Here is a 20,844-nt window from a genome sequence, read left to right as displayed (position 1 = left end):
CAGGGAAGTGATTCCAGCATCGCGGGTTGACCCTCCGTCAGTCCCTCAGCAGGTCCGGGACACCGTCTCCGTCCGGGTCGTCACGCCGGTCCGAGACCACGGTCAGCTGCTGGGTCGCCCGGGTCAGGGCCACATAGAGCACCCGCAGCCCGGCCGGCGACTCGTCCGCGATCTCCGCCGGGGAGACGACGACCGTCGCGTCGTACTCCAGGCCCTTCGCCTCCAGGGAGCCGAGCGCCACCACCCGGTCGCCGAGCCCGGCCAGCCAACGCGCCGCCTGCTCGCGCCGGTTCATCGCGACCACGACGCCGACCGTGCCGTCGACCCGCTCCAGCAGGCGTTGCGCCTCCGCCCGTACGGAAGCGGCCAGGTCCCTGTCCCCCGCGACCGCGAAACGCGGACGTACGCCGGTGGAACGGACCGCGGACGGGGACTTCATGCCGGGCATCGCGAGCGCCAGCACCTTCGCCGCGAGCTCGGCGATCTCCGCCGGGTTGCGGTAGTTGACCGTGAGCTCGAAGCGGCGGCGCGGGCGGCTGCCGAGCGCCTCGTCACGGGCCTCGGCGGCCTCGTCCGGGGACGACCAGGAGGACTGCGCGGGGTCTCCGACGACCGTCCAGGTGGCGTGCCTGCCGCGGCGGCCGACCATGCGCCACTGCATCGGGGTCAGGTCCTGGGCCTCGTCGATGATGACGTGCGCGTACTCCGTGCGCTCCTGCGCCAGCCGCTCGGCCCGCTCGCGCTGCGTCTCCTCGCGCTGGGGCATCAGCTCCTCCAGACCGGTGAGGTGGTCCAGCGGGTCGAGCTCGCGTCTGCGCCTGGGGCGTGCCGGCGTGCCGAGCAGGCTCTGGAGCTCGTCCAGCAGCGCCACGTCGTGCACCGACAGCGCGTCACGGCGCAGGGAGCGGGCGAGGCGGCGCACCTCCCCCGGGTTGAGGGTCCGGCGCGCCCAGCGGCCCAGACGCCTCTCGTCGGCCATCGCCGCGAGTACCCCGCGCGGGGTGAGCTCCGGCCACCAGGCGTCCAGGAAGGCGACGAAGGCGTCCTCGGAGGCGACATCCTCGTCGAAGGAGGAGCGCAGCTCGGCGGCGAGCTCCGGGTCGGTGTGCCGGGTCCCGGCGCCGGACTTCGCGTACAGGGCGTCGAGCAGCAGCCTGCGGGCGCGCGGGCGCATCAGGTTCACGGGCGCGGTGCCGCCCAGGACGTTGTGACGGATGCGCGTGAGGTCCTCGGCCTCCAGCTCCAGCCGGCGCCCGAAGGCGACGACACGCAGCCGTGTGGGCGTCCCCGCGGGTGCCTGCGGGGACTCGGCCGGATCGTCCCCGAAGGCGAGCTGGCCGGTGGACGCGGGCCGTCCCCTGGAGGCGGATCGGCCGGCGGACGCGGGGGACGGTGTCTCCAGGGCGCCGCGCGCGGCCTGCCTCAGCACCTTCAGCATCCGCGAGGAGCCCTTGACGCGGGCCACCGCGGGGTCGTCGTACGCCGTGGCCTCCGCGCCGTCGACCAGGCTGCCGACCGCGCGGATCGCGACCTGCCCCTCCTCGCCGAGCGAGGGCAGCACGCCCTCGGTGTACGCCACCAGCAGCGGCGTCGGCGAGACGATGAGGATGCCGCCCGCGTACCGTCTGCGGTCCTGGTAGAGCAGATACGCGGCCCGGTGCAGCGCGACGGCCGTCTTGCCGGTGCCGGGCCCGCCCTCGACGTACGTGACGGAGGCGGCGGGCGCCCGGATCACCAGGTCCTGCTCGGCCTGGATGGAGGCGACGATGTCCCGCATGGTGTGGCTGCGGGCCTGCCCCAGCGCCGCCATCAGCGCGCCGTCCCCGATGACCGGGAGCTCGGCTCCGTCCAGCGTCGCGGTCAGCTCCGGGCGCATCAGGTCGTCCTCGACCCCGAGGACCCTGCGGCCCTTGGAGCGGATGACCCGGCGGCGTACCACCCGGCCGGGATCGACCGGGGTGGACCTGTAGAACGGGGCGGCGGCCGGGGCGCGCCAGTCGATGACCAGCGGCGCGTATTCGGAGTCCAGGACGCCGATCCGGCCGATGTGGAGGGTCTCCCCGATCTCGGCCGTGTTGTCCGCCCGTACGGCGTCGTCGGCGGGCTCGACGGAGGTGTACGCGCCGTCCGGGCCCTTCTTGCCGTCCTTGCCGCGGAGCAGGTCGATACGGCCGAAGAGGAAGTCCTCGAATTCGTTGTTCAGCCGGTTGAGGTGGATTCCGGCGCGGAACACCTGCGCGTCGCGCTCGGCGAGCGCGCCCGGCGTACCGACCTGGCCGCGCTTGGCGGCGTCGTGCATCAGGAACTCCGCCTCGTGGATCTTCTCTCCGAGGCGGAGGTACACCTGGTCCAGATGGTCCTGTTCGACGCCGATTTCGCGGTCTCGCGCCGTATCGACGGCGGATCCGACCATGGAATCAACAGCGGCATCCTGCGCGGCCACCGAGGCCCCCTTCTGACGTGCACTGGGCAGCCGTCAACCGTACGCGAAGGGGGCGATTCTGTCAGGCGCCGACTTCCACCAACCTCTTGCCCTCGAAGGTACGGACCTCGAAGTGGTCGATGTCGTTGCGGTCCATCGCGGCCCCGCCGTGGACATAGAGCGGCTTCTTGCCGGCCTCGACCGTGCTGTCGGGGATGCCGTAGCCCCACTTCGGGACGGCCCAGGAGGTCACGACCTCCTCCTCGCCCTTCTTGGATACGGCGATCAGGCTGCACTTGAGAGGGCCTTTGACGTTCTTCAGTTCCAGAACGGTGTGGGTGCCCCAGGCCTTCTTCTCCAGGCCGACGGTCGCGCTGACCTTCGTCGCCACGTCCGTGGCCTGCACCTTCTCCTGCATGTGGTTGAAGAAGGCGTCCTCGGCGGGACTGGTGGGGTGCGGATCGCTCGTCGCCTGGTTGGTGGTCCCGCCGTCGTTCGACGTGGCCACGACCGCGGCGGCCGGGCCGCCGATGATCAGGGCTGCGGCGGCGGCGACCAGATACATCCCGCGTCTGCGCTTGGCCGCGCGCTTGGCCGCGACCTCGTCGAGCAGTCCGCCGAGCAGTTGCGGGCTGGGGGCGGTGGGCACCACGGGTACGGATACGGGCCTCGCCTGCTGCGGCGGGTAGTCCAGCCAGCTGGGCTCGGACCTCGCGCCGGGCATGGGAAAGACGTTCGACTGCTGCCGCGGCGGCGCCGGGGCCTCGGCCAGCATCGCCAGCATCGGCTCCATCCCGGAGAACTCCTCGAGGTGGGCGGCGCAGATGTCGCAGCCCGCCAGGTGCATCTCGAAGGCGGAGGCGTCCGCGTCGTCGAGAATGCCGAGCACATACGCGCCGACCGCGTCGTGTACGGATTCCTGTTCGTACATGGTCATGCCGTGACCCCCCTCTCCTCCAGAGCGAGCTTCATGGAACGGAGTGCGTAGAACACCCGGGATCGCACCGTTCCACTGGGTATGCCGAGTGTCTCGGCCGCCTCATTGACCGTGCGTCCCTTGAAATACGTCTCGACAAGAACTTCCCTGTGGGCGGGCGTCAAATCATCGAGTGCATCTGAGAGCGTCATCAGCCACAACGCCTTGTCGATCTCGTCCTCCGCGGGCATGACCTCCAGCGGCGACGGATCGACCTCCTGCGGCCGGGCCTGCCGGCTGCGGTGACCGTCGATGACGATGCGGCGTGCAACCGTCACCAGCCAGGGTCGGACAGAGCCGGTCGCTCGGTTGAGCTGGCCGGCGTTCTTCCAGGCACGGATGAGCGTCTCCTGCACCACGTCCTCGGCGCGCTGGCGATCGCCGGCGACGAGACGGAGTACATAGGCGAGCAGAGGTCCCGCGTGTTCGCGATACAGCGCACGCATCAGCTCCTCATCAGGTGCTGAGGAGTCGTTGCGTGCCTTCTCGCTGCGATGGCGTGCCCTCTGCGGACGGTCATCGGCCACGGCGGCATCCTTGCGCACCTGAACCTCCCGGTCGAGACCCTGTTTTTCGGCTGGCTGCTTGTCCCCCTTCACTACGGGGAGCGCAGCCGCATCACTCAATGCCGTGCCGAAAAACTTTCAAGATCTTTTACGGGGGCCGCCGCCCGGTGTCCGGGGCGGGTCTCAGGCCCTTGCCACGGCCGCTCTGCGCCGGTGCCTGGCGACCCTCTCCCGGTTTCCGCACACCTCGCTGGAGCACCAGCGGCGCCGCCGTCCGCGGGATGTGTCCAGGTACACGCGGTGGCAGGAGTCGCCCTCGCACTGCCGCAGCCGGGCCCTGGCCGCGGGGTCGGTCAGAAGGTCCACGGCGTCGCGTGCCACGGCGGCGATCAGCGCCCCGCACTCGGGCGCCGCGCTCAGCGCGCGCACCAGCGAGCCCTCCGCGTCGCGTACGGCCCTGATGCCGGGCGGCGGGCCTTCGGCGAGTGCGTTCACCCGCTCCAGCGCGCACTCGTCGGGCCGGCCGTCGATCTGGGCCCGTACCAACTGACCCACACAGTCCCGCAATTCGGCGAAGCGCGCCACCCACGGGCCGTCGACGGCGGCGAGCGGCGTCCCGGCGGGTACCAGTCCCGCTCCCACCAGCCAGCGGCCGAGCCGCCCGGGTCCGCCCAGCGGCTCACGTTCGCCGGAGATCCCCTCCGCGGTCGCCACCAGGTCCAGGCAGATCCGCCCGGAGTCGAACCTCCACTCCCAGGAGGCTGCACCCGTCGCGCCTGCCGTCATGCGCCTGTCACCGCCTCGGGGTCACCGCCGGGTCTCCCCTCCAGAGTGCCCGTCCGGGCGTGCGGCCGGAACCCCTCCACCATGAGGTCCGGCCGCACTGTCCGGATCAGTCGCGGGCGACGCCCGGCGCGATGTCCTCGTACTGCTTCGCGGGCGCGGCGCTCCGCTTCACGGGCGCGGCGCTGCGGGCGGCGGCGGGTGTGGCCGGCTTGCCGCAGAAGGCGGAGTCCAGGGTCTTGGCCATCACGCCGAGCACGGTGCCGTTGTTGGAGGTGTTGGCGAGGGCGGTGATGCTGCGCTTCCCGTCCTTCGAGGTGAAGGAGTACGTGTAGTAGCCCTGGACGGTGCCCGTATGCCCGTACACGGAGACTCCGCAGGACAGATCACGGCGGCGCAGCCCGAGGCCGTACCCCTGGGTGCTGTTGACCGGCGTCCACTGTTCCATCTGCGCCAGCCGCTCGGCGGAGAGCAGCTTGCCGCGCACCAGCGACGAGAAGAACGTGTCGAGGTCCTTGGCGCTGGAGATCACCGCGCCCGCGCTCTGGGCCCAGGAGACGGTCTGGTTGGTGGAGTCGACGAGCGGCGCGCCGGCCTCGTCGGGCGTGAGGTAGCCCTTGGTGTGCCGGCCCGGCAGGGCGGTGTCGGGGTGGACGTAGAAGGTGTCGCGCAGCTTCAGCGGCTCGAAGATCCGCTTGCGGTACTCCGTGTGGACCGGGCGACCGGTGAGCTTCTCGATGAGCATGCCGACGACGACGAAGTTGGTGTTGGAGTACTGGTACGCGGCCCCCGGCTGCCCCGTGAGCGGCTTCGCCAGCGACAGGTTCACCAACTCCTGGTACGTGAAGACCTTGTTCCGTACGGTCTCGAAGCCCGGAACGGTCTTCTCGAACATGTCGTTGGTGTAGTCGTAGAGCCCGCTGCGGTGGCTCATCAGGTGCCGCACGGTGATCCGGTCGTCGGGCAGCAGCCCCGGCAGATAGGTGTTGACCGAGGTGTCGAGGTCGAGCCTGCCCTCGTCGACGAGTTGGAGCAGGACCACCGAGGAGAAGCTCTTGCTGACGCTGCCGATGCGGAAACGGTCCTGTGTGCTGATCGCCCGGCCGGTGGCCTTGTCGGCGACGCCCTCCGTCGCCCGGTGGACCGTGCCGTGGTCGTCGATTCTCGCCATCGCGCCGGGCGCGCCCTTGGTCAGCGCCTCGCGCAGCACCGCCTGGAGCCCCTCCAGATCGGGCGCCGGCATCCGCTTGCCGGTCGCCGCCGAGTCAGTCCTGGGGCTGCCGTCCGCCGTGACCGCGGATGCGGCCTGCGCGGGGACCGCCAGAAGCGACAGCAGGACCGCGCCCAGCGCCGTGCCCCTGCCCACCATGCCTGAGACCATCTGGTTCTTCTCCCCATTCAGAAACGAGCCGCCGCCGCGGATGCGGGCGTCGGCAACGTCTATACGCGCTGGACGCCCCGTCAGGTTGCACGCCACGGCCGGCAACTGCCCCTGAGTGTCGGGGCGTCGGCGGGTCGTCATGGAGAATGCGCTGGTAGAGCCCGTGATCACGCCACTCGCCTTCGATGCGCGGATGGCGCGGGGCCACACCGATCGGCTCAAAACCGCAGAGGGCGAAAACCCGTTGGGAGGCCGTGCCGTGCAGCAACGCGGAGGGAGGGGGCATGGCTCATCCCGCGTACCGTAGACGCCCGCACATGCTCCTGCGACGCTCGGCCATGGTCGCCGCCAACGGCCGCCACTTGACTGGTCACATGACACAGAACAGGGCAGAGACCCAGGCGGAGAGCCGGAGCGCGCGGATCGTCCTCGGGGCGGCGGTGGTGACGAACGGTCTCGTGGCCGGCGTCTGGTACGCGTACACGACCTCGGTGATGCCGGCGCTGGCACGCAGCGACGACCGGACCTTCATCGAGGTCATGCAGAACATCAACGACGTGATCCAGAACCCCGTATTCTTCGCGGGCTTCTTCGGCGCGCTGGTGGTAAGCGCCGTCGCCTGCCGGCAGCAGCGCAGATCCCCGGCCCGCTGGTGGGCACGGGCGGGGCTGGTGCTGTACGCCGCCGTCCTCCTGGTCACCTCGGCGGTGAACGTCCCCCTCAACGACCAGCTGGCCGCCGCAGGGAATCCCGCGCGCATCGCCGATCCCGCCGCCGTGCGCGAGAGGTTCGAGGACCCGTGGGTCACCTGGAACGCGGTGCGCCTGGTACTGGGCACGGCCTCCCTGGTGTGCCTGTGGCGGGCCACGTCCGTCGTGCGTCAGGCGTCCGCGTACTTCGTGTCGGCGGCCGGGTCCAGCGCCAGCCGGTAACCCCGCTTCACCACGGTCTGGATGAGCTTGGGCGCGCCGAGCGCCGTACGCAGCCGGGCCATGGCCGTCTCGACGGCATGCTCGTCCCGGCCGGCGCCTGGCAGCGTACCCAGCAGCTCGGAGCGCGAGACCACCCAGCCCGGGTGCCGGGACAGGGCCCGCAGCAGTGCCATCCCGGCGGGCGGCACGGGCCGCAGCTCTTCGTCGACGAGGACGGCATGGCCGCGGATCTCCATACGCCGTCCGGCGACCGGAAGCGTACGGGCCCGTGCGGGCAGCTCCTGGCCGAGCAGCTGCACCAGCGGCCCGAGCCGGAAGCGTTCCGGCTGCACGGTGGTGACGCCCCGGGCCTGCAGCGGCAGCGCGGTGACCGGGCCCACGCAGGCGACCAGCACGTCGTGGTCGAGGGCGTGCAGCAGCTCGGGGAGCAGGCCGCGGGCCTCGGCGCGGGTCAGCAGCGATGCGGCGGCCGGGGCGCTCGTGAAGCTCAGCGCGTCGAGGGCGCGCGTGACGGTCGCGTCCAGAAGCCGGTCGAGGGGGGCGAGATCCTCCGGCGCCATCCAGCGGTAGACGGGGACGACGACGACCTCGGCTCCGCCGGCCCGCAGCGACTCCACGAAGCCGGGCAGCGGCTCGCCGTGCAGCTGGAGCGCCACCCGGCGGCCCGCGACACCCTCGGCGAGCAGACGGTCGAGCACCTCGGCCATGGACTCGGAGGCCGGGGACCACTCCTCGGTCAGCCCGGCGGCGCGGATGGAACCCTTCACCTTCGGCCCGCGGGCCAGCAGCTCCACCCCCCGAAGCCGGTCCAACAGCTCCTCGCCGTACCCCCAGCCGTCGGCGGCCTCCACCCAGCCGCGGAATCCGATCGCGGTGGTGGCGACGACGACGTCGGGCGCGTGGTCGATGAGTTCCTTGGTGGCGGCAAGGAGTTCGGCGTCGTCGGCGAGCGGGACGATGCGCAGGGCGGGGGCGTGCAGGACGGTGGCACCTCGGCGGCGGAGCAGTGCACCGAGCTCGTCGGCGCGCCGGGCCGCGGTCACACCGACGGTGAATCCGGCCAGTGGCCCGTGCTGTTGGTCGTGCATGTGATCGTCCCCACTCTGTCCCACCCTGTACGGATGTGGCAGACCGAGCCTGCCAATGGAGCGTGACAGGCTCGGTTCGCCAGGATTTCCCCGGTGTTACACCTCGGCGTAGCTGAGCTGCGGCTTCGCCTCCGCGACCGGCTGCGCGGCGACCGCGGGCCGGCGAAGGTATACCGCCCAGGTCACGGTGAAACAGGCCGCGTAGAAGACCAGGAAGGCGACGAAGGCGGAGGTTCCGGTGCCCTCGGTGAGGAAGGACTGGCGGAAGGCGAGGTTGATGCCGAGCCCGCCGAGCGCGCCCACCGCGCCGATCAGCCCCATGGAGGCTCCGGACAGCCGCCGCCCGTACGTGGCCGCCGCCTCGCCGGACATGCCCTTCGAGAGCGCCTTCGCGTGGAAGATGCCGGGGATCATCTTGTACGTCGAGCCGTTGCCGATGCCGGTGAGCACGAAGAGCACGATGAACGCGGTGGTGAACAGCGCCAGCGACTCCCGTACGGAGGCGAGCACGACGACCGCCGTGGCCGCTCCCATCCCGAGGAAGTTCCACAGGGTGATGCGCGCGCCGCCGAAGCGGTCGGCGAGCCGGCCGCCCACCGGCCGGATCAGCGAGCCCAGCAGCGGGCCGATGAAGGTGATGGACGCGGCCTGGAGCGGAGTGCGCCCGAACTGGGTCTGGAGGACCAGACCGAAGGCGAAGCTGTAGCCGATGAAGGACCCGAAGGTGCCGATGTAGAGGAAGGCCATGATCCAGGTGTGCGGATCACGCGCGGTCTCCTTCGCCGCCCCGGTGTCGTTCTTGACCGGGGCAAGGTTGTCCATGTAGAGCGCGGCGCAGATAGCGGAGACGGCGATGAGCGGCAGATAGATCCCGAGCAGCATCCGCGGACCGCCGGACGCCCCGATGACCGCGAGCCCTGCCAGCTGCACGACAGGCACCCCGATGTTGCCGCCGCCCGCGTTCAGTCCGAGCGCCCAGCCCTTCTTCCGCAGGGGGAAGAAGGAGTTGATGTTGGTCATGGAGGAGGCGAAGTTTCCGCCGCCCACGCCGGTGAGCATCGCGACCAGCATGAACGTGGTGTACGAGGTCCCGGGCTCCATCACCACGAAGGCCGCGATCGTGGGCAGGAGCAGCATGGACGCGGCGACGATCGTCCAGTTGCGTCCGCCGAAGCGGGCGACGGCGAAGGTGTACGGAACCCGGATGAAGGCGCCCACCAGTGTGGCCATGGCCACCAGGAAGAACTTCCCGGCCGGGTCGATGCCGTACTCCGGTCCCATGAACAGGACCAGGACGGACCACAGGGTCCAGATCGAGAAGCCAATGTGTTCGGAGAGGATCGAGAACGCCAGGTTGCGCCGGGCGATCCTCTCCCCCTTGTCCTGCCAGAAGGTCTCGTCCTCGGGGTCCCACTGCTCAATCCACCGGCCAGCCATCACGCGCCTCCACGGTCCTCGGGTCGTGGTAGGGACGCTATGGAGAGGGCGTTTCAGCCCCGGTGGCGTGAGGTGACCGGTGAGAAACCTTGCTCTCACCCGGCGGCGGGTGCCGGTGTGAGACCTTTACCGCGGTTCGGGCTCCGCCCTCCGTTTCCGCGCCGCCTTTTTGGCGCCGTTCGGCCACAGCCTCGGGCTCCGCTTCGCCGCCAGGTCCTCGATCCAGCCCACGGCCACGATCATCAGCCCGATCAGCGGCCAGACCAGCGCGAACATCAGGACGTCGAAGAACGTCTCCAGGAAGCTGTCCAGATGCACATCCACCCAAGGGATCTCCCACAGCAGATCGAGCAGCGGGACCGTCATCATGATCAAGGCGTTGTGCCAGAGGTAGATCGTCACGGCCCGGTTGTTGAACAGCGTGACCCACTTGTCGAAGCGGGCCAGCTTCCCGGGAAGTTCCTGCCAGGACGGTGAGGACAGCAACAGGATCACCACGAAGCCGAAGGACCAGGTGGCCTGGCCCAGCGGGATGTCGTTCAGGTCCCAGCCGTCCTGGGTCTGGTGGCCCGAGGCCCACCACAGGCCGAAGGCCATCACCAGGATGGAGCCGGAGATCGCGAGATGACGCGGGATCTTCTTGAGCACGCCCTCGTGGTGGGCGAAGCCCAGCACCCAGCAGGCGCCGTACGTGGCGAAGTCGACGATCGCGTAGCCCGTCTCGCCGGGGATCGTCACCAGGTTGGTGCCGACGACGGCGCACAGGGCCAGCGGCGCGGCCAGCGTCGCCCACGGCACCCTGCGGAAGGCCCACAGCAGCAGCGGTGAGGCGATCACGAACCAGAGGTAGGTGCGCAGATACCAGAGCGGCTCACCCGCCTGCACCGCCCAGGTGTCCTCCACGAGGCCCGCATCGGAGCCGAGGTGCCAGGGGAACGGCGGGGCGCCGACGGGGAAGAGGTAGTTGAGGAGGTCGGCCCACCACCACAGGGCGCCGTCCCCCTTGGCGGGCTTCCAGCCGCCGATGAACATCAGCGGCACGAGGAACGCCGAGAACGCCCACAGCGGGGGCAGCAGCCTGCGGATCCGGCCCCGGATCACGCCGACCGCGGGCCGCGAGAGCGAGCGCGCCATCAGCGAGCCGGCCAGCGCGAACATCACGCCCATGGACGGGAAGAGGATCGTCAGCCAGGCCCAGCCGAAGATGTGGTAGACGACCACGCGGATCAGGGCGATGAAACGCAGCAGGTCGAGATAGCGGTCGCGGCCGGGGCGGCGCGCGGCCGGGGCCGCGGGCGCCGTGCCGGGGGCGGAGGCGGCGGTGGCTGCGTGGCTCATGCGACGGGCCTCCGGTCGTCGGCGCCACGGCGCGGGCTCGGGATGACGCCCGGCGCCTCCACCGCTCCGGTACGCCGCAGCTTCTGCCAGCGCAGCCGGCCACCGGTGAGGGCGGTGATCCAGGACTGGAGCAGCACGACGTACATCAACTGCCGGTAGAGGAGTTGCTGGAGCGGCAGCGAGACCAGATGGGTCAGGCGCTCACGGTCCAGCCGGAACGCGTACGCGGCGCAGACCAGCTGGATCGCAAGCACGCCCAGCCAGGCGGCGATCGTCTTCTCGGTGGGGCCGAAGACCAGTCCGTAGAGCAGGAACACGTCGATCAGCGGGGCCAGCAGCGGAGCAAGCACCATGAAGAGCGATACCAGCGGCAGGCCGACCCGGCCGAAGCGGCCCGAGGGCCCTCGCTCGACCAGCGCGCCGCGGTGCTTCCAGATGGCCTGCATGGTGCCGTACGACCAGCGGTAGCGCTGCGACCACAGCTGCTGCACGCTCTCGGGGGCCTCGGTCCAGGCGCGGGCCTTCTCGGCGTAGACGACGCGCCAGCCGTCGCGGTGCATGGCCATGGTGATGTCGGTGTCCTCGGCGAGGGTGTCCTCGCTCATTCCGCCGACCCGCTCCAGCGCCTCGCGGCGGAACGCGCCGACCGCGCCGGGGATGGTGGGCATGCAGCCCAGCAGGTCGTACATCCGGCGGTCGAGGTTGAAGCCCATCACGTACTCGATGTGCTGCCAGGCGCCGATCAGGCTGTCGCGGTTGCCGACCTTGGCGTTTCCGGCGACCGCGCCGACGCGCGGGTCGCCGAAGGGCTGGACCAGCTCGCCCACGGTGGAGGGCTCGAAGACGGTGTCGCCGTCCATCATCACGACGATGTCGTAGCGGGCGTGCCTGATGCCGTTGTTGAGCGCGGCGGGCTTGCCGGCGTTCTGCTGGCGCACGACACGGACACTGGCCAGGCCCAGCGCCTCGACGATGTCGGCCGTGCCGTCGGAGGAGCCGTCGTCGATGACGATGACCTCGATCGAGTGGTCGCTCGACATCAGGGAGCGGACCGTATTGGCTATGCACTCGCGTTCGTTGTACGCCGGGACCAGCACGGAGACCCGTTCGGTGACCGGACGGCCCCAGCTGAAGCCCTTGCGGCGCACCTTGCGGGCGTGCGCGAAGGAGAGGATCAGCATCAGGCCGAAGCGGGCGAAGACCAGCACGCCGATCACAGCGAGGCCGACGACGAGAACCTCGGTGGTGGCCTCGGAGAAGGCCACGGCGGAGACGAAGGCCCTCCCCTTCCACAGCTCGGGGCCGGTGACCTCGGTGTGCGCGCTGGGCGCGCCGAGCGCCTCGGTGAGGTTGGTGAAGCGGTAGCCCCGGTTCTTCATATCCGGCAGGAACCGGCCGAGGGCCGCGACGGTCTGCGAGCGGTCACCGCCGGAATCGTGCATCAGCACGATCGAACCGCGGGTGCCCTTGGGGGTCGCCTGCTTGATGATCGCGTCGACGCCGGGGCGCTTCCAGTCCTCGGAGTCGGTGTTGTTGAAGGCCGTGATGTAGCCGCGGCTGCCGATGTACTGGGTGACCGGCCAGGACTTGTCGTCCAGGGCGTCGGAGAAGGAGGAGTACGGCGGGCGGAACAGCGAGGTGCGGATGCCGGCCGCGCCCGCGAGCGCCAGCTGGTTCTGCGAGAGCTCCCAGTCGATGCGCCCGGTGGACTGGAAGGAGAGGTCGGGGTGGTTGAAGGTGTGCAGTCCGACCTCGTGGCCCTCGCGGACCATCCGCTCCACCAGCTCCGGGTGGCGCGACGTCATGGTGCCGGTGACGAAGAAGACGGCGTGCGCGTTGTACTTCTTGAGTTCGTCCAGGACCTTCGGCGTCCAGACGGGGTCCGGGCCGTCGTCGAAGGTCAGCACCAGCCGGTGGTCCGGAACGGTGAGCGCCTTGGGATCGGCCTTGTCACGGGCGTCGATGACCGGTCCGCCCTCGAGGATCTTGTCCGGGACCTGGCCGGTGGGGGCCGGCGGCCGGATGCGATGGTCCGCGAGGATCTCGCTGTGCACATAGCCGCGCAGCATCAGCATGGCGAACAGGGCGACCAGGATGAAGGCGGGCAGCGCGTAGCGCATGGGCATCTTGCGGCGCGCGACGGGCCGGGCCCGGTGCCGCTTCCGCTGGGCCCTGCTGTCGGAGAGTGTCATCTAGAGCGCGCCTTCTTGCACAGGTGGATCGGTGGGGGCGGAGGGGCCGGGATCGGACGGCGCCGGCCCCGAGGGGCTGGGGTCCGGACCGGGGCCGGGATCGCTTCCGCCGCCACCGGGCGAGGAGGTGACCGAGGGGCCGCCGCCCGGTGCGGGCACGATGCCACCGGAAGGCCTGGGCGCGAAGGAGCTGGAGACGCCGGGGGCGGTGGGGCCGCCGGTGCCGGTGGTGGCGCTCGACGGGCCGCCGGACGGCTGCACCACGGCGCCTGTGGAGTCAGTGGGGTTCGGCGAGCCGGGTATGGCGCCCGGGGAGGTCGTCGCGGACGCGCTGCTGCTGGGAGCAGGCTGTATCTCGACCTTGTCGGTCTGCTCCTTCTCGCTCTGGCCGAAGCCGGGCAGCAGCGGCGCCGTGGAGTTGCCGCCGATGAGGGCGACGGCGAGCGTGACGGCGTAGCAGGCGCAGGCGATGACCACCACCCAGCCGAGGCGACGGAACTTCTTGCTCCGCCGACCGCTCTCATCGACGAAAACCGGCCCGTCGGAGACCTCTTGGACGGCCGGAGCGGCAGGCAGATCCCATAGTTTTCGGCCAAGGCCGTCGAGCTGAACAGTGATCTCGTTCGGCTCGTGCGTATGCCCGATAAGAGCATCTTCTTGCCAATTGTCCACGGTTGTACGCACTTCCCCCACTGGCTGGATTTGGTGCGCGCACGTCTCCCCGGCAGTTGCCGGAGTGGGTCCCCACCCAAACCTGCGCGCCCTCTACCACACTCACCCTGACCAAGAATGTAGCGCACGCCGGTGACCTCTCGTGCCCTTGTGTCAGTTGTTGTCACGCATCAGCGGCATATCACCTTCCGGCAACCATGCATTGGGGTCACGTTCCAGCCACCCCTCTTGCGCGGCCAATTCGGCCGCCGCCGACCTCAGGGCGTCCACTCCCAGGTGACGGGTCCCTTTGCGCCACACCAGCGAGAGAGGCGACAGTGGCACCGGGTCGACGATGGGGCGCAGAACCGTGTCGGGCATGGCCGGAAAGTCCACTACCGCCAGGACCGGGTTGCGCGTCTTGGCCATGACGCGCCGGAACTCCTCGAAGCCGATTGCGACGGGCGCGGGAGGCGCGACGGCGATCCCTCGCCCCGCGAAGAGCCGCCGCGCCAGATCCGTCCACTCCAACGTCCGCGGATTGCCCGCACCGGCATATACGTGCTCACCGGCGAGCATGTTCAACGGGATGTTCGCGCGTTCCGCGAGCGGATGGTCGTGCGGCAGCAGGACGGCCATCTGCTCGTACCGCACGAGCTGGTGGGACAGCAGGGCCCGCACGGCGGGGTCGAGGCCGGCGAAGCGCCCGAAGGAGACGTCGAGCCGCCCGGCGACGATCTCGGCGGCGGCACCGGTCAGCCCGCTCTCGAACCGGGCCATCAGCTCACATTCCGGGGCAATTTCGCGCGCCCGCGCCAGCACCCGACCCGATGCCATGCCCTCGCTGTTGAGATCGACGAGCAGTGGCCGCGAGGATCCCGAGGCGGCCGAGAGAAGTTCGTCCTGCGCCTGCAGCACGCGCCGCGCGTAGGGCAGCAGACGTTCGCCGTCGCCGGTGAGCGTCACCTGCCGGGTGGTCCGTACGAACAGCTCGGCGCCCAACTCCCGCTCCAGCCGCCGGACGTCACGGCTCAGGGCCTGCTGCGCGACGAACAGGCGGGTGGCGGCGCGGGTGAAGTGCAGCTCGTCGGCGACGGCAACGAAGGCGCGGAGCAGCCGGGGGTCCAGATCTCGGGGCACCCGCCGAATCTACAACGCTGGTGCGTCAATCTCCCCTGATCAGGTGTTGGACGCTGCCCGGCCGCCGCCCGGAGGCTTGACCCATGCCGCACTCCCCCGACTCCTGTCCGACGACCGCTTCACAGGCGCACCCGGCCTGTCCCGCGTTCGAGGACCCGGGGCCGGGGCGGAGGAAGGGCCTGAGCCTCTCCCCGTACCGGCGGCTCTTCGCGACCCCCGGCGCGCGCGCCTTCACCGCGGGCAACCTCCTCGCGCGCCTCCCCATGGGCATGTTCAGCGTGAGCGCCGTCATCATGATCGCCGGGGCCCGTGGTTCCTACGCCCTCGCCGGAGCCGTCACCGCGACCGGCCTCGCCGCCACCGCTCTGGTCGCGCCGTGGACCGCGCGGCTCGTGGACCGGCACGGACAGGCCCGGGTCGCGGTGCCCGCCACCGCGCTCGCGGCGCTCGGCTCGCTCGCGCTGCTGCTGTGCGTACGCCTCGGTGCCCCGGACTGGACGCTCTTCGCCGCGTACGCCGCGACCGCCACCACCCCCAATACGGGCGGCATGTCCCGGGCCCGCTGGGCGTATCTCCACCGTGGGGACCCGGCCGCGCTCCACACCGCGAACTCCTTCGAGCAGGCGGCCGACGAACTGTGCTTCATGTTCGGGCCGGTGCTCGCAGCGCTCCTGTGCTCGGCTCTCTTCCCGGAGGCGGGGACCCTGGCGGGCGCGGTCCTGATGGTGACCGGCGTGCTGATCTTCACGGCCCAGCGCGCCACCGAACCGCCGGTCGCCGCCCGCCCTCCCGGGGCACGCTCCCCGCTGCGGACGAAGGGCATGGCCGCGCTGCTCGCGGTCTTCCTCGCCACCGGAGCCGTTTTCGGCTCGCTGGAGGTCACCACCATCGCTCACCTGAACGGCCCGGCGGCAGGCCTGCTGCTCGGGTTGCAGGCCGCGGGGTCCTGTGCTGCCGGGCTGCTCTACGGATCGGTACGTCCCGCCCGCAGTCTGCGGGGCCGGCTGACGGCCTGCCTCGGGGCCATGACCGCGCTGATGACCCTGCCCCTGCTCGCCGCCCGCACGGGCTCGGCCCCGGTCCTCGCGGGAGCCCTGCTGCTGGCGGGTGCGGCGACCGCTCCCACGATGGTGACCGGAATGACCCTGGTCCAGCGGCTGACCCCGCCGAGCAGTCTCAACGAGGGCATGTCACTCGCCGTCACCGCGATCCTCGGCGGTATCGCGGCCGGCTCGGCGACCGGCGGGTGGGCCGCGGAGCACCTGGGCACGGTGCACGGCTACGTGGTGCCCGTCGCGGCGGCCACGGCGGCACTGCTGCTGTCGGCGGCCCGGCCACAACGTTCCTGACATGCACCCCCCGAAGGCCGCCCCGTGAGGGCAGGGCGATACGCTGCACCGCCCCCGATCCGGGGGCTTACGTTCCGCTCCGGGGAGGGCCCATGGCCATGAAGAAGGCAACCATTCAGCAGCAGGTGGCGGCGGCCATCGCCCAGGCCAATCCGGGCGACCGGCCGATCGTCACCATCCAGGCCGTCGCGGGCCCCAGCGTGTGGCTGATGAGCATGCTCGGTCTGATAGGCCAGGCCTTTTTGACGTACTACTTCGTCACCGTGACCGATCAGGCCGTGGTCGTGCACAAGGCTGGCCGGATGAGCAACCGCCCGCGGGAGATCGCTTTCGCCCTGACCCCGGCCGAGGTCCAGGGAATGATCGGCGACATCAAGCGCAATGCCGTCTGGAGCTCGTTCCGCTTCCATCTGCCCGGTCAGGCGCAGCCGACCCGGATGAATGTGCACCGCATCTGGCGCACCGAGATGGACCAGTTGCTCGGCACGCTGACCGGCTATCAGCCGCCGGCCTGACGACCCGGACGGACCGGGCGCGCACGAGCCCACAAGCCCACGCGCCCATGACGAAGGCCCGGCTGTCACGACAGCCGGGCCTTCGTCTCACATGGGATGAGTGGAGATGGCGGGAATCGAACCCGCGTCCAACGGTGCAGAATCAGGGCTTCTCCGAGCGCAGTCCGCTGCGATTTTCTCGGCCCCGGAGATCACGCGGACAAGTCTCCGACGGGCTCAGTCACTGTTTGATTTCCCTCTACTCCCCGTGACCGGGCTTAGAGGTTTAGTTCCCTAGCTGATGCCAGGATCCGGGTCGGGAACAGCCCCGGGCTGACAAGTTCGCTAGTCGCTACTTAGGCAGCGAGGGCGAACTGAGTGCTCTTGTTATCGGCACTTGTTGTTTGCGACATATGGTTTACGAGATCATTGCCGCTTCCTCGGCTCGCTTCCCCTGCTTCGACAGCCGCTGTCGAAACCGATCATCCCCATGTTGATTTTTCAAAACGCGCACCCGCTGTGAGGTGCAGGTGCCATCGTACGTGACCAACGCCCGAGGGTGCCAGCGTATTCCTGCGGGCCGGTGCGGCAGGCCGGGTCAGGCCTGCTGACGGCGGCGCACCGCGGAGACCGCCCGGTCCGTCTCACGCCGGTCCTGCTTCTCGCGCAGGGTCTGGCGCTTGTCGTACTCCTTCTTGCCCTTGGCCAGCGCGATCTCGATCTTCGCCCGGCCGTCCTTGAAGTACAGCACCAGCGGCACGATGGTGTGACCGCTCTCCTGCGCCTTCGACTCCAGCTTGTCGATCTCGGCGCGGTGCAGCAGCAGCTTCCGCTTGCGCCGCGCGCTGTGGTTGGTCCACGTCCCCTGGGAGTACTCGGGGACGTGCACATTGTGCAGCCAGGCCTCGTGGTCGTCGATCTGGATGAAGCCGTCCACCAGTGAGGCCCGCCCCTGACGCAGCGACTTCACCTCGGTACCCGTCAGCACGAGACCGCACTCGTAGGTGTCGAGGATCGTGTAGTCGTGCCGCGCCTTCTTGTTCTGCGCGATCAGCTTGCGCCCTGTTTCCTTAGCCATAGTGCGGACATTTTCGCACTACGACCCACCCCCGAGGCCACTCAATACCGTTTTGGCCCGCTCCTCGGCCCCTTGACTCGCGGTGAGGTCCGGGGTGATGCCCCTGCCGTCGACGCTGTGACCGGCCGGTGTGCGGTAGTGGCCGACGGTCAGCTCGGCGACCGAGCCGTCGGGAAGGCGGCTGGGCATCTGGACCGAGCCCTTGCCGAAGGTGCGCGAGCCGACGGTGACCGCCCTGCCACGGTCCTGGAGCGCCCCGGTGACCAGCTCGGCCGCGCTCATCGTGCCGCTGTCGACGAGTGCGACGACGGGCCGCTCGGTGTCTCCGCCGGGGGTGGCGTACAGCGCGCGCTGCTCGCCCCTTATGTCGTAGGTGGCGACCAGACCGCCGTCCAGGAAGGCCGAGGCCGCGCTGACAGCCTCGGCGACCAGGCCGCCGGCGTTGCCGCGCAGATCCAGCAGGACGCCGGCGCCGGCGGGGGCGTCCTGGACCGCCTCGCGCACCCGCGCGCCCGAGCCCCTGGTGAACGACACCACCTTGATCACAACGGCGCCGCCCCCCAGTCGCCGGACGGTGACCGCCTCGGTGGTGAGGGTGGTGCGCATCAGCTTCTCGGTCCACGCCCGGCCATCGCGTTCCAGCCCCAGCGAGACGCTGGTGCGGTCGCCGCCGCGCAGCAGCGCCACCACCTCGGTGACGGGACGCTTGGCGACCGGGCGGCCGTCGATCGTACGCAGCAGATCTCCGGCCCGGATGTCCGCCTTGTCGGCGGGGCCGCCGTGCTGGACCCGGGCCACCTGAACCTGCCCGCCGGCGGCGCGCTTCGCCGTGAGACCGACACCGGTGTACTCGCCGTCGAGGGCCTGCTCGAACTCCTCGTACTCCTTCTTGTCGTACACCGCGCCCCAGCGGTCGCCGCTGCGGCTGACGACCTCCTCGGCCGCCTCCGTGCCGGATTTGCCGTCGGCCACCGCCTCGGCGGCGGCGCGGGCGACATTGTCACGGACGGTCACGGCGGCCGAGCGGGTAGCGGAGAGAGCAGGCTCCTTCTCGTGGTCGCGCGGCAGGCCGTTGGTGGCTGCGGCAGTGGCGAGAACGATGGCGAACACCAATGTCAGGGCCGCCCCGCGGCCGATGCGGCGGGGCCGACGGCGGAACTCAGGGCCCGGCATGGCGACCACTCTAGGACAAGCGAAAGGCGTCGTACGGCCGTTGGCCGCACGACGCCAGGGGTGCTTGTCACACCTTGAGGTACTTGCGCAGAACGACGAATGCCGCAATGGCGGGCATAAGAAGGCCGATCGCGAGAACCAGGGGCAGCTTGGTGAGAACCGCGTCCCAGCCTATGAAGTTGACGAGTTGCATCTTCTGGGACAGTGCCAGCCCGTGGTCGATCATGAAGTACCGGCCCAGCAGCAGCATGACGCAGGCCACACCGCCGCCGAGAAGCCCGGCGAAGGCCGCCTCCATGATGAACGGCATCTGGATGTAAAAGCTGGACGCTCCCACGAGCCGCATGATGCCGGTCTCACGCCTGCGGCTGAACGCCGAAACGCGCACGGTGTTGACGATCAGCATCATCGCAATGACCAGCATCAGGCCCATCACGCAGAGGGCGGCGACTCTCATACCGTTCATGAGGTCGAAGAGGTTCTGCAGGATGTTGCGCTGGTCCTGGACGGACTGCACGCCGTCCCGGCCGGCGAAGGCGGTCGCGACCACCTTGAACTTCTCTGGGTCGTCCAGCTTGACGCGGAACGACTCCTGCATCTGGTCCGGCGTGATGGTGGAGGCGATCGGAGTGTCCCCGTACTGCTCCTTGTAGTGCTTGTACGCCTCTTCGGCACCCTCGTGATGGACGCTCGCGACGATGTCCATCTTCTTGAGATCGCCCTCGATCTGCGTCTTCTGCTGGGCGGTTACGGCTCCCTTGGCGCACTTGGGAGAGGTCGACGCGTCGTTCTTGTTGCAGAGGAAGATCGAGACGTTGACCTTGTCGTACCAGAAGTCCTTCATTGTGCTGACCTGCTCACTCATGAGCAGCGCACCGCCGAACAGGGCGAGCGAAAGGGCCACGGAGACGATGACGGCAAAGGTCATCGTGAGATTGCGGCGGAGACCGACGCCGATCTCCGACAGGACGAACTGGGCGCGCATGGCGTCCTTTCAGTGCTGGTAGCCGTAGACGCCGCGTGCCTGGTCGCGGACGAGACGGCCCTTTTCGAGCTCGATGACGCGCTTGCGCATCTGGTCGACGATGTTCTGGTCGTGGGTCGCCATGATCACGGTGGTACCGGTCCTGTTGATCCGGTCCAGCAGCTTCATGATGCCCACCGAGGTCTGCGGGTCGAGGTTTCCGGTCGGCTCGTCCGCGATCAGCAGCATGGGGCGGTTGACGAACGCCCGCGCGATCGCGACGCGCTGCTGCTCACCGCCGGAGAGCTCACCGGGCATCCGGCCCTCCTTGCCGCCGAGTCCGACGAGATCGAGGACCTGGGGGACCGCCTTGCGGATCTCACCGCGCGGCTTGCCGATGACCTCCTGCGCGAACGCCACGTTCTCGGCGACGGTCTTGTTCGGCAGGAGCCGGAAGTCCTGGAAGACCGTGCCCAGCTGGCGGCGCATGTGCGGCACCTTCCAGTTGGAGAGCCGGGCCAGGTCCTTGCCGAGGACGTGGACCAGACCCTGGCTGGCGCGCTCCTCGCGCAGAACCAGCCGCAGGAAGGTCGACTTGCCGGAACCGGACGAGCCGACGAGGAAGACGAACTCCCCCTTGGCGATGTCGAGCGAGACGTCGCGCAGGGCGGGACGGCTCTGCTTGGGGTAAGTCTTGGAGACGTTGTCGAATCGGATCACGGGTGCACCACGGTCGGCCGGGAGTAGGTGTGCGTGACACTACGCGAAGCGGACTGGGGCTCGCAGTCGGCGTCGCGGGTTGCGCATTTTGTCCGGTAATGGAACGGGCGTAATCCGGCGGGGCGCGCCGAAAAGCGCGAGAGCTGGCACAGTGGTAGGGGAACGGTTGCGTTTCCTTGAGCGTTGTCAGGAGAGAACTGTGCTTACGGTCCGCGCCTGC

Annotated in this window: 18 protein-coding genes, 1 other RNA gene and 1 pseudogene; 3 read left to right on the top strand and 17 right to left on the bottom strand. The window is 69.9% G+C overall.

Annotation, left to right across the window (positions count from 1 at the left end; genetic code table 11):
* Window positions 1–37: 37 nt before the first annotated feature.
* The 6 genes and pseudogenes from OG293_RS22225 to OG293_RS22200 form a co-directional block, all read right to left on the bottom strand.
* The gene (locus tag OG293_RS22225) at window positions 38–2,413 is read right to left on the bottom strand and encodes a HelD family protein (RefSeq protein WP_406003678.1); all 2,376 of its coding nucleotides are present in this window, start codon (window positions 2,411–2,413) and stop codon (window positions 38–40) included.
* Between the two features lie 91 nt (window positions 2,414–2,504).
* Window positions 2,505–3,359: an anti-sigma factor family protein gene (locus OG293_RS22220; RefSeq protein ID WP_406000533.1), complete on the bottom strand. Its 855-nt coding sequence runs from the start codon at window positions 3,357–3,359 to the stop codon at window positions 2,505–2,507.
* Complete coding sequence (locus tag OG293_RS22215; protein WP_406003677.1) at window positions 3,356–3,943, bottom strand: sigma-70 family RNA polymerase sigma factor; 588 nt, start codon at window positions 3,941–3,943, stop codon at window positions 3,356–3,358. The genes OG293_RS22220 and OG293_RS22215 overlap by 4 nt, the downstream gene beginning before the upstream one ends.
* 144 nt (window positions 3,944–4,087) lie before the next feature.
* Window positions 4,088–4,690 (bottom strand): CGNR zinc finger domain-containing protein, encoded by a 603-nt coding sequence (locus OG293_RS22210; protein WP_406000532.1) that lies wholly within the window; start codon window positions 4,688–4,690, stop codon window positions 4,088–4,090.
* Window positions 4,691–4,796: 106 nt separating this feature from the next.
* Window positions 4,797–6,068, bottom strand: a complete 1,272-nt coding sequence (locus OG293_RS22205; protein ID WP_406000531.1) for a serine hydrolase domain-containing protein — start codon at window positions 6,066–6,068, stop codon at window positions 4,797–4,799.
* A 124-nt stretch (window positions 6,069–6,192) separates the two neighbouring features.
* Window positions 6,193–6,333: pseudogene (locus OG293_RS22200) on the bottom strand (GNAT family N-acetyltransferase); the annotation flags it as partial.
* 109 nt (window positions 6,334–6,442) lie between these two features.
* Between OG293_RS22200 and OG293_RS22195 the strand changes: the two are divergent.
* Window positions 6,443–7,000 (top strand): DUF1772 domain-containing protein, encoded by a 558-nt coding sequence (locus OG293_RS22195; RefSeq protein WP_406000530.1) that lies wholly within the window; start codon window positions 6,443–6,445, stop codon window positions 6,998–7,000.
* Here the strand turns inward: OG293_RS22195 and OG293_RS22190 are convergent.
* From OG293_RS22190 to OG293_RS22165, 6 genes are all read right to left on the bottom strand, one after another.
* Window positions 6,949–8,088, bottom strand: a complete 1,140-nt coding sequence (locus OG293_RS22190) for a uroporphyrinogen-III synthase (protein WP_406000529.1) — start codon at window positions 8,086–8,088, stop codon at window positions 6,949–6,951. The genes OG293_RS22195 and OG293_RS22190 overlap by 52 nt on opposite strands.
* A gap of 96 nt (window positions 8,089–8,184) precedes the next feature.
* Window positions 8,185–9,525, bottom strand: a complete 1,341-nt coding sequence (locus OG293_RS22185) for a nitrate/nitrite transporter (RefSeq protein ID WP_406000528.1) — start codon at window positions 9,523–9,525, stop codon at window positions 8,185–8,187.
* A 126-nt stretch (window positions 9,526–9,651) separates the two neighbouring features.
* The gene (locus tag OG293_RS22180; RefSeq protein WP_406000527.1) at window positions 9,652–10,863 is read right to left on the bottom strand and encodes an acyltransferase; all 1,212 of its coding nucleotides are present in this window, start codon (window positions 10,861–10,863) and stop codon (window positions 9,652–9,654) included.
* The gene (locus OG293_RS22175) at window positions 10,860–12,983 is read right to left on the bottom strand and encodes a bifunctional polysaccharide deacetylase/glycosyltransferase family 2 protein (RefSeq protein ID WP_406003676.1); all 2,124 of its coding nucleotides are present in this window, start codon (window positions 12,981–12,983) and stop codon (window positions 10,860–10,862) included. Before OG293_RS22175 ends, OG293_RS22180 begins: the two co-directional genes overlap by 4 nt.
* Window positions 12,984–13,055: 72 nt before the next feature.
* Window positions 13,056–13,727 carry a hypothetical protein gene (locus OG293_RS22170; RefSeq protein ID WP_406000526.1) on the bottom strand — a complete coding sequence of 224 codons (672 nt, stop codon included), beginning with the start codon at window positions 13,725–13,727 and terminating at the stop codon, window positions 13,056–13,058.
* A gap of 153 nt (window positions 13,728–13,880) precedes the next feature.
* On the bottom strand, window positions 13,881–14,846 hold the full coding sequence (locus OG293_RS22165) for a LysR family transcriptional regulator (protein WP_406000525.1): 966 nt from the start codon (window positions 14,844–14,846) through the stop codon (window positions 13,881–13,883).
* Between the two features lie 83 nt (window positions 14,847–14,929).
* Here OG293_RS22165 and OG293_RS22160 point away from each other — a divergent pair, with 83 nt between their 5' ends.
* Complete coding sequence (locus OG293_RS22160; protein ID WP_406000524.1) at window positions 14,930–16,195, top strand: MFS transporter; 1,266 nt, start codon at window positions 14,930–14,932, stop codon at window positions 16,193–16,195.
* Window positions 16,196–16,287: 92 nt separating this feature from the next.
* Window positions 16,288–16,710 carry a hypothetical protein gene (locus OG293_RS22155; RefSeq protein WP_406000523.1) on the top strand — a complete coding sequence of 141 codons (423 nt, stop codon included), beginning with the start codon at window positions 16,288–16,290 and terminating at the stop codon, window positions 16,708–16,710.
* 98 nt (window positions 16,711–16,808) lie between these two features.
* On the opposite strand, the gene ssrA is transcribed toward OG293_RS22155, so the two are convergent.
* From ssrA to ftsE, 5 genes are all read right to left on the bottom strand, one after another.
* Window positions 16,809–17,179: a transfer-messenger RNA gene (gene ssrA / locus OG293_RS22150) on the bottom strand.
* A gap of 108 nt (window positions 17,180–17,287) precedes the next feature.
* Window positions 17,288–17,767 (bottom strand): SsrA-binding protein SmpB, encoded by a 480-nt coding sequence (gene smpB / locus OG293_RS22145; protein ID WP_406000522.1) that lies wholly within the window; start codon window positions 17,765–17,767, stop codon window positions 17,288–17,290.
* Between the two features lie 18 nt (window positions 17,768–17,785).
* Window positions 17,786–18,940, bottom strand: coding sequence for a S41 family peptidase (locus OG293_RS22140; protein WP_406000521.1), 1,155 nt, complete (start codon window positions 18,938–18,940; stop codon window positions 17,786–17,788).
* 67 nt (window positions 18,941–19,007) lie between these two features.
* On the bottom strand, window positions 19,008–19,925 hold the full coding sequence (ftsX, locus tag OG293_RS22135) for a permease-like cell division protein FtsX (RefSeq protein ID WP_406000520.1): 918 nt from the start codon (window positions 19,923–19,925) through the stop codon (window positions 19,008–19,010).
* 9 nt (window positions 19,926–19,934) lie between these two features.
* On the bottom strand, window positions 19,935–20,624 hold the full coding sequence (gene ftsE / locus OG293_RS22130; protein WP_406000519.1) for a cell division ATP-binding protein FtsE: 690 nt from the start codon (window positions 20,622–20,624) through the stop codon (window positions 19,935–19,937).
* Window positions 20,625–20,844 lie beyond the last annotated feature (220 nt).

This window comes from Streptomyces sp. NBC_00829, assembly GCF_045161795.1.
Taxonomy (GTDB): Bacteria; Actinomycetota; Actinomycetes; order Streptomycetales; family Streptomycetaceae; genus Streptomyces.
The sequence above is the reverse complement of the archived record's forward strand: the minus strand, read 5'-3'. Positions and strand labels throughout refer to the sequence as shown.